The 13,193-nt window shown below is 67.7% G+C and carries 16 protein-coding genes; 2 read left to right on the top strand and 14 right to left on the bottom strand.

The features are described 5' to 3' along the window. Positions 1–147: 147 nt before the first annotated feature. The 12 genes from K7G61_RS13245 to K7G61_RS13190 form a co-directional block, all read right to left on the bottom strand. Entirely contained in the window at positions 148–1,425 is a 1,278-nt protein-coding gene (locus K7G61_RS13245; protein WP_225846978.1) for a DUF3631 domain-containing protein, read from the bottom strand. Positions 1,426–1,744: 319 nt separating this feature from the next. Further along, positions 1,745–2,638 (bottom strand): bifunctional DNA primase/polymerase, encoded by an 894-nt coding sequence (locus tag K7G61_RS13240; protein ID WP_225846977.1) that lies wholly within the window; start codon positions 2,636–2,638, stop codon positions 1,745–1,747. Further along, positions 2,635–3,363 (bottom strand): DNA methylase, encoded by a 729-nt coding sequence (locus K7G61_RS13235; protein ID WP_225846976.1) that lies wholly within the window; start codon positions 3,361–3,363, stop codon positions 2,635–2,637. The genes K7G61_RS13240 and K7G61_RS13235 overlap by 4 nt, the downstream gene beginning before the upstream one ends. Before the next feature lie 85 nt (positions 3,364–3,448). Then, positions 3,449–4,279, bottom strand: a complete 831-nt coding sequence (locus K7G61_RS13230) for a phosphoadenosine phosphosulfate reductase (RefSeq protein WP_225846975.1) — start codon at positions 4,277–4,279, stop codon at positions 3,449–3,451. Positions 4,280–4,529: 250 nt separating this feature from the next. Further along, positions 4,530–6,725, bottom strand: a complete 2,196-nt coding sequence (locus tag K7G61_RS13225; RefSeq protein ID WP_225846974.1) for an FtsK/SpoIIIE domain-containing protein — start codon at positions 6,723–6,725, stop codon at positions 4,530–4,532. An 84-nt stretch (positions 6,726–6,809) separates the two neighbouring features. Continuing rightward, a complete protein-coding gene (locus tag K7G61_RS13220; protein WP_225846973.1) occupies positions 6,810–6,998 on the bottom strand; it encodes a DUF6257 family protein in 189 nt (62 codons plus the stop codon). Beyond that, a complete protein-coding gene (locus K7G61_RS13215; RefSeq protein WP_225846972.1) occupies positions 6,995–7,459 on the bottom strand; it encodes a hypothetical protein in 465 nt (154 codons plus the stop codon). Before K7G61_RS13215 ends, K7G61_RS13220 begins: the two co-directional genes overlap by 4 nt. Positions 7,460–7,469: 10 nt before the next feature. Next, on the bottom strand, positions 7,470–7,856 hold the full coding sequence (locus K7G61_RS13210; RefSeq protein WP_225846971.1) for a DUF6251 family protein: 387 nt from the start codon (positions 7,854–7,856) through the stop codon (positions 7,470–7,472). A 20-nt stretch (positions 7,857–7,876) separates the two neighbouring features. Continuing rightward, a complete protein-coding gene (locus tag K7G61_RS13205; RefSeq protein WP_225846970.1) occupies positions 7,877–8,737 on the bottom strand; it encodes a DUF2637 domain-containing protein in 861 nt (286 codons plus the stop codon). Further along, a complete protein-coding gene (locus K7G61_RS13200) occupies positions 8,737–8,973 on the bottom strand; it encodes a hypothetical protein (RefSeq protein WP_225846969.1) in 237 nt (78 codons plus the stop codon). Before K7G61_RS13200 ends, K7G61_RS13205 begins: the two co-directional genes overlap by 1 nt. Continuing rightward, positions 8,970–9,260, bottom strand: coding sequence for a DUF6303 family protein (locus tag K7G61_RS13195; protein WP_225846968.1), 291 nt, complete (start codon positions 9,258–9,260; stop codon positions 8,970–8,972). The genes K7G61_RS13200 and K7G61_RS13195 overlap by 4 nt, the downstream gene beginning before the upstream one ends. Beyond that, a complete protein-coding gene (locus K7G61_RS13190; RefSeq protein ID WP_225846967.1) occupies positions 9,257–9,556 on the bottom strand; it encodes a hypothetical protein in 300 nt (99 codons plus the stop codon). Before K7G61_RS13190 ends, K7G61_RS13195 begins: the two co-directional genes overlap by 4 nt. A gap of 381 nt (positions 9,557–9,937) precedes the next feature. On the opposite strand from K7G61_RS13190, the gene K7G61_RS13185 reads away from it, so the two are divergent. Together K7G61_RS13185 and K7G61_RS13180 are read left to right on the top strand one after the other, a co-directional pair. Then, on the top strand, positions 9,938–10,714 hold the full coding sequence (locus tag K7G61_RS13185) for a GntR family transcriptional regulator (protein WP_225846966.1): 777 nt from the start codon (positions 9,938–9,940) through the stop codon (positions 10,712–10,714). Then, complete coding sequence (locus K7G61_RS13180) at positions 10,711–11,226, top strand: GNAT family N-acetyltransferase (RefSeq protein WP_225846965.1); 516 nt, start codon at positions 10,711–10,713, stop codon at positions 11,224–11,226. The genes K7G61_RS13185 and K7G61_RS13180 overlap by 4 nt, the downstream gene beginning before the upstream one ends. Here K7G61_RS13180 and K7G61_RS13175 read toward each other — a convergent pair. Next, the gene (locus tag K7G61_RS13175) at positions 11,223–11,864 is read right to left on the bottom strand and encodes an MAE_28990/MAE_18760 family HEPN-like nuclease (protein WP_225846964.1); all 642 of its coding nucleotides are present in this window, start codon (positions 11,862–11,864) and stop codon (positions 11,223–11,225) included. The two genes, K7G61_RS13180 and K7G61_RS13175, sit on opposite strands and share 4 nt — an antisense overlap. Before the next feature lie 11 nt (positions 11,865–11,875). Then, positions 11,876–12,979 carry a DUF262 domain-containing protein gene (locus K7G61_RS13170; protein WP_225846963.1) on the bottom strand — a complete coding sequence of 368 codons (1,104 nt, stop codon included), beginning with the start codon at positions 12,977–12,979 and terminating at the stop codon, positions 11,876–11,878. Between the last annotated feature and the right edge of the window lie 214 nt (positions 12,980–13,193).

Genomic DNA, 13,193 nt, shown 5'->3' with positions numbered 1-13,193 from the left:
GTTCTCCTTCGCGCTGGTGTCGGTGGTCTGGGGAGGAGGAGGGGCCCTCCCCCTCCCGAAGTCCGCTACAGCCGCTACCGCTGCTACGCCGCAGGTCAGACGACCCTTTCGGCGTAGCGGCGGGGCTGGGCGTAGCGGACGGATGCGCTACAGCGGCAGCGTGGGTGTAGCGGGAGCGTCGTCCGTAGCGGCGTCGTAGCGGCTACCGGCCGCCACGTCCGCTACGCCGTCGCCGCTGGTCAACGCTCCGGGAACGTCGGTTGTGGCGGACGTAGCGGACTTCCGCACAGGGGGGCAGTACCGGGCCCATGCGTCGACAAGATCGGCCGCGTAGTAGCCCTTGGACACTCCCTCGCCCACGCGCATGTTGCGAGCCTTGATGGGCTGGTTGTCGGCGGTGACGTACTCCCCCAGCCGCTTGGCCAACTGGCGGGAGTCCAGCGGCTTACCGCCCATGTCCGCCCACGGAGCCTCGTCCAGGGCGTTGAGCGCGGCGAGGATCTGCGCCGTAGGCATCCGGTCCGCGCCACTGAAGACCGTGTCTCGCAGGTCGGTGAGCAGCCGGATTCCCAGAGATGCTTTGTCGCCCGCGGCAGCCGCAGCGACCAGGGCGGCGCACGCCTCCCGGGCCCGCTGCGGCCAGTCGCCCCCGGCGGCGTCGGCAACCGCGAGCAGAGGTTCCCACACGTCCGCTGGCCGGTCGGTCACTCCTTCCGGCATCTCGGGAAAGGCACCGGTCACGTGGTCGCGTACGGAGTCGGCCCAGTTGGCGAGTCGGTCGCGCAGCGCGTGTCCCTCGGGTTCGTGGATACGGCTCCGGAAGGGTTCCACGTGCTCGTTGGGGGCCCGCCGCCGCATCCGGATGATGACCGACCGGTGCAGGATCGTGTCAGGCAGCCAGCCAAGTCCCGCGACGGCCACGGCGGCGTAGACCGGGAATTCCTGTACGGTCTGCTGCCCGCCGTCGCCCACGCACCGGTAGGACACCCCGATACGGCGGTGACCGGCGTTGATCAGTCCGCGCAGTTCCTCGTTGTCTCCGGCTTTCGGCCCGAAAACGGTGTCGATCTCGTCGAAGAGGATCGTGGGACGGCCCGCGTCCATCCCGGAGACCGCGCGGAACAGCGCGGCCGGGGAGGCGTTCACGGCGGCCATTGGGTTGGGGACCAGCGTTCCGCAGATCTCCAGCCCGCGCGTCTTTCCCGATCCCGGTTCCGGGCTGAGGAACGCGAGCCGGGGTGTGGAGTCGAAGCAGTCGAGCAGGTGCGTGTGTGCGTCCCACAGGACTACGGCGACGTACGCCGCTTCCGTGGGAAAGGCGTTGAAGCGGCGGTGGAAGGCTTCCACCTCGTCGAGCAGGGAGGCGCCGTTCTCGGTGGTCACGCTGCCTGCCTCCTTTCGGGTGCGGGGGCGCGGAGCGGGCATGTGGTGCGGTGGTCGTTGTGTGCGTGGACCAGGGCGAGCACTTCGGCGCGGCCGAACGCTTCGACGTGCCGGCCGCACGCGCAGTGCGATTCGCCGCGGGGAATCGCGCGCCAGTCCGGCGGAGCCACGACGTGAAGCCACGCGGTGGGCCGGCGTCCGTCGCTCTGGTGCGAGTCAGGACGAAGAGCTGAAAGGACGCCCTGACGGGCGGCGTCCTTCGGCGCGCTACTCGCCGTGTCAGGCGCGGCCGGTTCGGCGGGGCTGATTTGCTCGGGGGTGTGCGTTGGGCTTTTACCTGCGGGGCGAGGGTCCGGGGTGGTCATGCCGTCTCCCGAGGCCAAGCAGTGCGAATGGAGTAGTTCAGGGCCTTGCGGATCGTGGCGCGACACTCGGCCGACGGGAGTCCCGCAGACTCGCCCGCGCAGGTAAAAGCCGCTTCCACGGCGCTGCGGTCGAGATCTCCCCAGGCCACAAACCGGCCCACGGCCCGCACGGCGCGCAGCAGTTCGGCTTGACGGCTGCCTACAGCGGTGGCCGCGACAGTTGCGGTTTCCCGTTCCAGGACGACTGCGGCCAGCCGAGGGGCATCCCGGATGAGCATGGGCCGAAACGGGGTCGCCGTGGCCTTCTGTGGGGCCCTCACAGCTTTTTGTAGCCATTCGGGTAGGTTTGCAACCGGCGAGTCGTCCAGGACCGTGTACGGGCCTTGTGGCGTCTCGCTGCCCGGGGCGACGACTTGCCCACCCCATGCCCGGGTGTCGATCTTCTTGGCCAGGGTCCCCGCGCTGCTGCCCAGCCGGATGCCAGGTGGGGCAGCGAAGTACAGGTGCCGTCCACCGCTGGGAGTCCGGATCGTACGGGTGGTAGGGGCGGCCTGTCCGGCGCGCTCGCAGAGCGCCAAGAAGGACGCCACGCCGTCAGGCGTGCCCTTCTCGTCTCTCGGTTTGAGCGTGTCGAGATCGACCACCAGCAGCCCGGCCGGGCCCGTCGCGATACCGACGTTGTACGGTCCGGCCGCCCAGCACCGCCGAATGCGGTCCGGGTCGATAGTGGCGCGCTGCTCGAACTTCCGGTGCCCGTCGGCGCAGTCGCCGGTACCGGGGCAGGCGTCCTCGCCGTGCAGGGCGGGGTACTTGCGGCCCGGGCGCAACGGGATGACGGGCCAGCCGTGTTCGGCGGCATCGAGTGCGGCGGTGAGCAGGCGGTCGGTCATGCGGCCACCGCCGTTCCCGCCATGGTGGCGAGGTGGGCGCGGCCGATCCATTCGCTGTAGGCGGGTGGGATGGCCTCGGTCAGTTCCTCGCGCACGTCGGTCCATGTGATGCCCATGGCCTGTTGGATCTCGGGGACGGTGCCCTTGCCGCCGCCGTTGCCGTAGGCGGCGATGTACGGGCCGTCCCGCTTGACACCGTGGCGCATCCCGCGGACGTAGCCGCGGTGCTTGGGATGCTTCGGCCGGGCGGTGGTCCAGCCGCCCAACTCGAAGTTGCGGTGACGCAGTACCCCGAGGCGGAACATCTCTCCGCACAGGCTGATGTCTTTTCGGATCTTCGCGCGCCCGTTGGGCTGCTCGATCACGTAGGGCAGGCCGGTGGCGTCCAGCAGTTCCCGGGTGGGCGCCACCAGGTCGGTGTGGGTGCCGCCCCAGCCGCGGGAACGGTTGGTGCCCACGGTCAGCGTGCACTTGTCCTGGCAGGGCGGGGAGGCGTGCACCATCGTGTATTGGCGGATCCCGCCGGACGCGATCAGGTCGGCGAGGTAGGTCAGCGCGTCGGCCCGGGTGAAGGTGAACGGGTAGTTGGGCCGGTCGGCGATGTCCACGCCGTGAACCTCGAATCCGGCGCGGTGGTAGCCGGTACCGGCGCCGCCGGCGCAGCAGTACAGGTCCAGCAGTAACGGCCTGAACGGCCGTCGCCGGACAACCGACGTATGGGTCATGCTTGGGGATCTCCTGTCCTTCGGGATAGGGAGGACCGTGGGCGGCGGGCTGTCCTTGGCCGGGAGACCGCCGCCCACGGGTTGGTCAGGTCATGCACCAGCCCGAGTCACAGCCGGAGTCGTACTCATCGAAGAGGGTGTCGACCCCATCCGGGATCGCCCGCCTGAGAGGCATGCCGAACCGGGTCAGGTAGACGTGGTCCTTGCCCAGTTCGTCGCGCCTGCGGTTGAGCAGCTCTTCGAGCTGGCAGGCCCGCTCGAAGAGCGCTGGGTCCGTACGGCGCATCTCGTGCCAGGCCTCGGGCCGGTGGAACGGGCAGAACCAGCAGGACGACTTCGGCGGGATGGGCAGGCCCGCCGATCGAATGACCCGGATACAGTCGATACGGCGGATGCCGCGTTCCAACAGTGGATACTCAATCCGCTCGTGCGGCTCACAGCGACGCTTGTTGGCCCGGTCGATCTCGTCCAGGCTGATCCCGATACCTACGGTCGCGGGGTTGTCCGCCGTCGCGCCACGCCGCTTGAGTTCGTCGGCGATGACCTTGATCTTGAAGCTGGCGGTGCACGAGCGGGTGCCCGGGGCCCCGTTCGACATCCGCACGGGGATCTTCAACGACCGCGAGCCCTCACGAGTGAGGTCCTGGTACAGGGTCCGCACTTCCTTGGTGCGCTTCATGACCCGGTCGACCACGGCCAGTTCCAGCCCATGCGCTTCCGCGAACGGCATCGCGTACCGGTGCAGGTAGGTGATGGTGCCGGGGTTCTCGGAGTCGTCGCCGACGTTGGCCATGATGAACGTGCGGTAGTCCAGTTCGCCGCGGGCAGCGAGCACCAGTGCGGTCATGGACTGCCAGCCCCCGCCGAAGCTGAACGTCCTCAGCTCGGCGGAGGATGTGGATGCGTGGTTGTTCACGCTCGGTGCTCCCGTCTGTTCGGGATGGAGGGAGGACCGTGGGCGATGGGCTGTCCTTGGCCGGGAGACCCTCGCCCACGGCACAGGCACATGCCTGTAGAGCAGCGTTTTGAGGGGTGGGGGCGGGGTGGCCCGTACCCCCTCTACAGGCCACTACCTCGCAGGTCAGACCCCCTCTACCGGGGGCCCTACCGGGGTAGCGCGCCCCCGCTACTCGGCGGGTGCCGGTAGCGGGGGGCGCGGAGCCCGGTCAGGTAGTGGGGGAGGTAGCGGGGGGCGGGTCTACCGGGCCCGTCGACCGCGCGGCGAGCAGCAGTTCCGGCGGCACGGCGGCTTCAAGGTCTGCCCGCCGGTACCCGGCGCGGTTGACGTTCCCGATCTTGACTTGCTTGCCGGTCCGCTCGACGCCGGCGGCCTCCAGCTCGCGGGCGAGCCGTTCGGCGTCCCAGTCGCCGTACCGGTCGGTGTCGAGGTTGTCGAGCCGGGCGAGCAGGTCGACGGTGTGCATGCGGTCGACGTGGCGCATCACGTCGAGGCAGTCGGACAGGACGGGCGCGATGGTGACGCCGGCCTGGTCCGCGGCGGCGGCCACGTCGCCGGCGGCGTCCCCGGTCAGCTGTCCGGCGGCCTGCCGCAGGGCCCGGCCGCGCTGGCACATCTCGGTGAAGCCGGCGCCGTCGAGGTAGTCGGCCCGCACGGTGACGAACGACGCGGGGCCGGTGACCAGGACGCCGGTCCCCTTGTGCTCCTCGGACAGGACCGAGGCGTCCGCGCCCTGTGCTGCCTTGCCCTTGCCCAGCACCATGTCAGAGCTTGTGCGGTCGACAACTTGCGTGCAGTACCGCAGGGTGATGATCTCCCGCAGCTTCGGCGGCACCGACTCGGCGTCGGGACGCTGGGACGCGAAGTTGCAGATGAACCCGGCGGCCGGACCGCGCCGCGCGATGCGGCACAGGTCGTCGACCACCTGCTCGCGGTCCTCCCGCTCCATCGCGGTGAAGTACTCCTGCAGCTCGTCGATCGTCACGAAGATGACCGGCAGGTTGTACTTCTGCACGATGGCTGGAGTCAGCTTGCCCTCGGGGCAGATGGACACCGGCAGCCCGCGCAGCAGCGCGAACCGCCGCTCCATCTCGGCGAGCAGTTCCTTGAGCATGGCCTTGAGCGCTTCAACGGCGTCGTCCTCGGCGCCCATGACAAGCCGGTGCGCGACGTGTCGCATCGGCATCCAGTCCGCGCCGCCCTTGCCGTCCGCGACGTAGTGCCGCACGTACGGGTCGAGCAGCCCGGCCGCCGTCATCAGGCGCTGCGTGAACGTCTTTCCGCGCCGCGGCAGGCCACCGAAGAACAGCGACTGCCACATGACCGGCACCGAGACGCGGTTGCCGCGGGCGTCCTGCCCGAACGGGATCGGGTCCCACACGGTGAACGTCTGGGCCTTGAGCAGCGGCGACGGGTTCGGGTCGCCCAGGTACGGGTCATCGTCGGCAACCCACATGCTCACCCTGCCCGCGTGACCGCCGCCGGCCGCGCGCACACGGGACATGATGACCTGGATCTCGTCGACGCCCAGCTCGGCGGCGAGAGCGTCGCGCTTGGCGAGCACGTCGGCGGCGGTCTTTCCGCCGCCGCGGGGCAGGTCGAACACCACGGCCCACCCCTTGCCGTCGCGGACCGGGCCCATGACACACGAGACCTTCGGCCCTTCCTCGTCGCCCTTGCCGGCCTTGAGCAGGCCGGCCGCGCGCAGCGCGTCGTTGAGCTGCTGGGCGTTCATGTCGATGCGGATCGGTGGCGTGGCCTGGTCCAGGAACGGCACTTCGCTGCCCTTGCGGCCGACCACGGCGAGGATCGCGAGCAGGATCGTCGCCGTGGCGATCAGAACCGGCGTGGTGGCCATGGACAGCGCCATGCCGCAACCGGTCGCCACCGCGACGGCGGAGCCGAACCGCCACCGCCGGGCCTCGGTCCGGGCGCGGTGTGCGACCTGGTGCCGGATGGCCAGGTCCGGGTCAGCGGTCCGCGCGTCCAGGGACGCGGCCAGTGCCTTGACCGTACGGGTGTGGTCCGCGGCAGTCAGCACCGGCCACAGACGGGCGGTGCACCGCCACGCGCCGCGGCAGGCAAGCCCGGCGGTCTTCACGCCGTACTTCGGCAGCCTTACGCCGTGGTAGCGGGCGTGGTAGCCACCGAGGCGGACCAGCGCGCCGGCGTTCGCCCGCAGCGCCGCCGGGGTGGCGAGCCAGGGCGGCAACACCGGTTCGTCAGGCACCGTCAGCCAGTCCGCCAGCGGGTTGTCCGGGCGGTCGACTGCCTCGCCGTCCGGCGTGCTGTCGCTGGGCAGCATAACCCCTTCGAGCGGGGGCGCCGGGCGCGCGTCCTGCTTGGCGAACGGGTCGGTTATCGGTCGGGGTCGATGGTCGTCAAGGTTGATGATCTCGGTCATGCTGGGGCTTCCTGCTCTCCTCACAGGGGGCGGAGCCCGGAACGGCCGGCTGTCTTGGCGGATGACGGCCGTTCCGGGGCGGAGCTACTTGGCAGCGGCCTTCTCGGCGCGCTTGCGAGCGGCAGCGAGGATGCGGTCGACCTTGCGCTGCAAGTCGCGCAGGTCGACCTCCTCGCCCGCGATGTTGCGCTTGGCCATACGGCCGAGCAGCAGGGCGACACGTGCGGCCTCCCCCGCCGTCAGCGGCGGGTCGTCGGGGTGCAGCCGGATCACAGCGCGGCTCCCTTCCTCGCCGCGGTGACGGCGGCGGCAACGGCTATCCAGCCCTTGTGCCAGGACTGGTCGAGCAGGTATCCGGCACCGGGGTCACGCGCCAGCCAGCCCGCGTGACCGGTGATGGCGGCGAGGCGGACGACGCCGCGCGGGCGTTCGTCGCGCCAGTGCCCGCCCTGCCGATCGGCCACGTAGTGCGTGAGGGCGGACGCCGCGAGCCCGGCCGCCGCGGCACGCGGGCTGACGCCGAGACGCAGCACGCGGTTGGCGGCCCACAGGGCTGCGGCCTGCGTGGCGGCGTAGGTGGCGACGTGGGCCGAGCAGGCACGGATGCCGGCGCGGCCGGGCTTACCCTTCGCGCCTGCCTGCGTGTCGATCTGCACCCAGTGGTCGGCCACCTCGTGCGAGGCGGTGAGCACGGCGTATACGGCCGTGAAGGTCACGGCACGGCTGTTGTCCATCGGTGCCCCCTCAGCGACGGCGACCGCGGCGGGCCGACTGGATCGTCTTGGCGGCGTTGCGGCCCTCGGGTCCGCCGATGGAGCGCACCACGGTGACCACGGCCCAACCGGACACGGCGACGACGAACGCGACGACGGCCAAGTCGATGGCGATCGAGGTCATGGCGGCCACCAGCAGCGGGCCGAAGTAGACGCCGGCCGCTACCGCGCCGGCGCCGACACCGGAGCCCAGAGCCATGCGCTGAACGGTGCGGTCCGGCGGAGCCTGGTGGATGTGGACGATCTGAGGCTGTGCCGCCTGCGGGGACACGAACGGGCTGGGCTGGTACGGCGCCAAGTCGGTGCGGTAGCAACCGCACTCGGCCGAGTGCTGGTGGGGTACGGGCAAGTGGGACATGGAGAGTTCTCCTGTCGTGGTCACAGGGCCGCGGCCGAGTCGTCCGCCTGCTGCTGGTCGTCTGTGGTGACCAGGGCGAGCGGACGTGCGGGGGCGGGAAGCGGGTCGAGGGTCAGGCCGTGCGCGTCCAGCAGTGCGCGCAGACGCGGTACGCCGATGCCGAGCGCTGCCAGCACCTGCCGCTGTGACAGCGGCGCGGACGCGCCCGTGCGCAGCTCCCGCAGGTGCGCAAGCAACTCGTCATCGGTGCGCACCGGACGCGATGTCTTGCCCGCACCCGGCGCCTGCCGCACACGGGACGGGGCCTGCGTCGTACGCGCCGCCGGACGCGGCGGCGTGGCCGTTGCGGCGGGCGGAGCGGTCGCGGGCTGACCAGGGGCGGGAGCGTCATCCCGCGCGGTGACGGCAACGGGGTCCGCCGCAGTCGCGGCCGGTGTATCCGGGGCGGTCGTCTCGGTCGTGGTGCGCACGTCGGGTGCGGCCAGCGCGTCATGCACTTGCCGCATGAGCGCACCGAACGCGAGCAGCGCGGCGGTTGGCGGTACGGCAGCGACGACGTAATCGAGGGTGTGCGCGTGCGCACCCACACCGGAGATGTTCAGCGCGATACTGCCGCCGGAGCCGGTGACCGTCAGGCCGATGGCCCACCAGTCCGTACGCCCTGTCAGGGACGCGCGCAGCAGCAGCAGTTCCCCGGCAACGATGAACAAGTCCAGCGTCGCCGGCCACGCCCACGCGCGAGCAGGGGAAGCGGAAAGGCCGTACGTGGCGGCCACCGAACGCAGGTGCGCGTACGACAGCCAGAACGCTGCGGCAGTCAGGGCGACGATGACGCCGGACGCGGCGATCGTCAGGAACTCCCGTGCCGACTTGGGTGTCATCACTCGTCACCTCCGGGGCGGCCCCAGCCGGTCAAGCGGATGCGGGCGGGCCTGAGGCCGGCGTCGGCGAGGGAGTCCAGGGCCAGGGCGACGCCGACGACGAGAACGAGCAGGATGCGGACCGGGGCGGGCGGGGTGACCCCCAGCACCCACGCCAGACCGCCGAGCACGGCCAGCAGCCGGATACGGCGGACGGCCAGCAGTAACGCGCCGCGCGGGTTGAAGTCCGGGTTCACGGCTGCTCGCCCCCGATCGGCTGCACGTCGATGGCGGCGAACAGCTCCACCGGTCCGGCGTCGCGGGTGTCGGGGTCAGAGGACATCTCGGCCCACTCCCATTCCGCGCCGGGCGCGGCCTGGTAGCCGAGGGCGGCCAGTGCCTCACGACGCTGCGCGGGCGTGGGAATCGGCGTTCCCTCGGGCCACTGGTGCTCCGGGTACTGCGAGAGCGGAACGCCCAGCAGGACCACGAACAGCAGCCAGCGACCACCGCGGTAGGGCATCAAGGCCCGGTCGGTGCTCACGCGGCGATCCCCTTCCGGGAGCGCCGGCGGCGGACCGCCGCGTCCGGTCGGGAGACCGGGGCCAGGGCGAGCAGTTCCGGCATGGTGCGGCCGATCGTCTCGACGGCCAGCGCGGTGGTGCGGTCGAACAGTTCCGGGTCGTCGGCGAGGATGTCGCGAGCCGAGGCCTCACGCGCCGCCTGCTCTTCGGGCGTCTCGCCGTCCTCCCCCAACCAGAGGTCAACCGGGGTGCCGAGGGCGAGTTCGAGGAAGTCGTTCGGGGTCAGGGCGTGGTGACGCCCCACGTAGTTCTTCACGTCGTGTCTCCAGACGGGACGGGAGGGAACGGGACGGCGGTGCTGTCCTTGGCCGGGAGGCCCGCCGCCCCGTGGTCGGGGATGGATGGAGCAGAAGCACGGCCGGAGCCGTGCTGACCGCCTTTTCGACTCGGGGAGGCGGTGGCCCGGTATGGAGTTGTCAAAGGTCAGACCGTGCGAAGACCGGGGCGCGCGGCGGTGCCGCCTTCCTCGGTGTCTCCGCCCGGGTGGTGCGGGCATGACTGAGGCACGAACGTTGTAGCCATTGTCCGTACAATGGCTACAGTCAGGATGTTGGCAGACTGCGGCAGGGTCGTCAAGGACATTGCCCGCATTGACTGGACAATGGCGACAGCCTGCGGCTTTGATGGAGGCGTGGCCGTGAACAGACTCGCGCGAGACCCGATGTACCAGCAGATTGCGGACGAGATCCGCAGGCAGATCGTGGCCGGTGACCTGGAGCCGGGCGCCAAGCTGCCCACCGAAGCGGAGATGCGCAGCGACTACGACGTGTCCCGGGAGACCGTCCGCAAGGCGCTGAACCTGCTCGTCAACGAAGGGCTTGTCGTCTCGGCCCGGCCGCAAGGCCACTTCGTACGGCGTCGACAACCGATGATCTTCCGGCCGCAGGCAGAGTTCCGGAAGCGTCCTTACACGCCGGAGATGGATGCGTTCGCCACCGAGCACTCAGCCGAGGGACGCGAGCCGCGGCAGGTCATCGAGGTGGGCATCATCGAGCCGCCGGCAGGGGTGGCCAAGCGTCTACAGCTCAAGGCTGGCGACCTGGTCGCGGTACGCAAGCGCGTCCGGTACCTCGACGGCGAGCCGTTCAACATCAATGACAGCTACTTCCCGCTCGACATCGTCCGCGACTCCGAGATCATGCGCCCGGAGGACATAAAGCGAGGCGGCAACGAAGTGCTGGCAGAACTGGGCTACCGCCAGGTGCGGGCCCTGGATGAGCTGTACGTCCGCATGCCCCAGCCGGAAGAGGTCAAGCGGCTGGAACTCCCCCCGGGCACACCGGTCGGCTACCACATCACAACCGGCTTCACGGAGGAAGGCAGGCCCGTCCGGGTCGCGACCACCGTGCTCCCGGGAGACCGCCACGTCATCTCGTACGAGCGCCGGCTAGAGATGCCGAACGAGGAAGCATGACCGACCTGCACATACGGCCAGCCCGCCCGGACGAACAGCCCATCGTCGAAGACCTGCTGCGGGAGGCATCCGCTTGGCTCGCCTCCCGCGGCATCGACCAATGGCAGTTCCCACCTCACAGCGACCGCATACGCCGGGCCCTACAGCGTGGTGAGGTCTTCCTAGCGACGGTAGGTGATCAGCCCGTGGCCACGCTACAAGTGGACGATCACGCTGACCTTGAGTTCTGGACGCAGGAAGACGAGCCAGGAGACGCCCTTTACGTGCACCGCATGGCCGTCACGCGCGAGTTCGCTGGCACGGGGATCGGTAGCACACTCCTGGACTGGGCTTCGGAGCGGGCAGCGGCAGCGGGCAAGTCGTGGCTACGCCTGGATGCATGGAAGGACAACGTAAAACTTCACAGCTACTACGCGGACCACGGTTTCAGCTTGGTAAGGGTCGTGGACCTTCCACACCGTGGATCAGGGGCCTTGTTTCAGCGCCCTACCCGAATCAGCCGCTCGGTTTAAGTTTTCTTGTACATACCCAAAGCGACAGCGTCTTTGAGCTGTGTCGCATAAGAGTCAATCAATAACCGCACACCGCTGATTCGATCTTGGACGTCTACGGCATCGAAGCTCACAAGTTCCCCGTGAGCGACTTGATTGCGAGCTAAGACAATCCTTTGATCAATGAAAATACTGCGGGTCTCATACAGTGGGAGTACATCTAGTCCGACTCCCTTCACCACGTCCTTGAAGACAGTGGACGAAAGGTTGCTCTCTGTATCTATACACTTTTCCGGGGCGACCGAGAAGATATCATTTCTCCGTCGATCAATCTCCTCTAGCAACTCGCCGAGATATCGGCTTTTAGAGCTTTCCGACGCCCTTTTGAAAGCAGAGGAAACATAAGCAGCCTGCAGAGGAAATTTTAGATCGGAAACTCTGAGCTGCGCCGCATTTATGAATTTCACATAGGAACTACTTCCTTGCTTTACAAAACCTTCCCAGTGTGCGTAGGCGAGAACTACCGCAGAGCGGGCCCCCGAGCTCAGACGGCCAGGATCTGGGTTCTCATCTTTAACCATGAGAAGGAGATTGGAGAGTTCAACTTTTCGTCTCGCCAATTGTCGATCAAGCTTGTCGACGAACTGCGCCGCATCCATGTCGCCCCGAATCACGCCTTAAAAAGCTGCCGACCGAAGGGGATCGTCTTTTTCATTCGCTGGTCAGCACGAACTCCTGTGGCGTGTCCCGGCGCGAAGTCCGGATGCCTCCAGAGTGCGGTCCGCGCCGCTTTCACGTCCTCGACAGAAAGATGTTCGTTCGGCATTAGGCGGCCTAGCCCTAGGGCTAGAGCTTCAAACGCAGTCGATGAAAAAGCCCCCTCGCTGCGTCCTGTCGTTGGATTCCACTTCCGCATGACGTCACTAGCAAAGGCGGCGTCCAAAAGTGCAAATGACTCCTCGAAGGCAGCCTTCTCGGCGGCGAGAGTAGCGTCATCCATCTCGACCAGAGTGAGGATCTGCGCAGACAAAAACTCACCGATGTTACCGATTCCAGAGATTTGTTCTTCCGGAAGATTTCGCAAAAAGACAAACCGAAGCGCCAGCTCTAGATGATACTGCTCTTCCAGCAACCGCCCAGGTAGATTCACTGCATCTAGGTAAGGCGAAAAACTAGAAATTTCCTGCAGCCACTCGAAGTGCTTTCTGCTAAGGCTGACAAGAAGACAGTTCCGCAGCTCTTGAGGCGTGGCCAACGAACCTAGCGAGTTGAGCCGTTGGAAAACATCATACTTGGCCCTATTGTCGCTCTCTCGCTTGATGATCTTAACGTCGAGGCGCGCCCTCTTGAAATCGAGCTGCTGCGCGCGGGTGAGGCTGGATCTGGCCCCGGGTGTCGGCTCATAAGAGACACCTTCGAGACTCTTAAGAAAAGGCGCGGCCTCGCAAATAAAAGGCGGCAAAGGCGAGCCTTGCTCGCTCTGCAAGATTCCCATGAACTGGAAAATAGTGGAGAGTCGCTGAACCCCGTCAACGACGTCCCAGATCCCGTCCTCATTCTGGGCAACAAAAATGCTTGGCAGCGGAATGCCCAACAGAATGCTTTCGATCAGTTTAGTTCGCTGATCCGCCCTCCACCTAAAAATTCTCTGAAATTCAGGATGGATATCCATTTCGCCATCTCGGTAGAGATTAGCTATTTCACTGATAGACATCGGGTAAGAGTCGGTCGTAATCCGCTGACGATACGTAGCAAGTTCGGATTCCAGCGCCATTGTTGGATGTTAGCACCGTCGACGCACAGAAGTGACAGAACGGATGAGTACGGCCAGTGCGATGCTGTGCATGGGCGATCGCGGTCCTGCGCCCGCCAGAAAGGGGGAGCCACGGAGGGAGCCACCCAAGGTGTCACCTCACGGACCTGTGCGGACGGCCATGTACGGAGAGCGGCAGTCGTGTAGGAGCATCCCCCGCCTCCGGCAGAGACCT

Origin of the sequence: Streptomyces sp. HPF1205, from assembly GCF_020400825.1 — a bacterium.
GTDB lineage: Bacteria > Actinomycetota > Actinomycetes > Streptomycetales > Streptomycetaceae > Actinacidiphila.
Note: the sequence above shows the minus strand (reverse complement) of the source record. Positions and strands in the feature narration are given on the sequence as shown.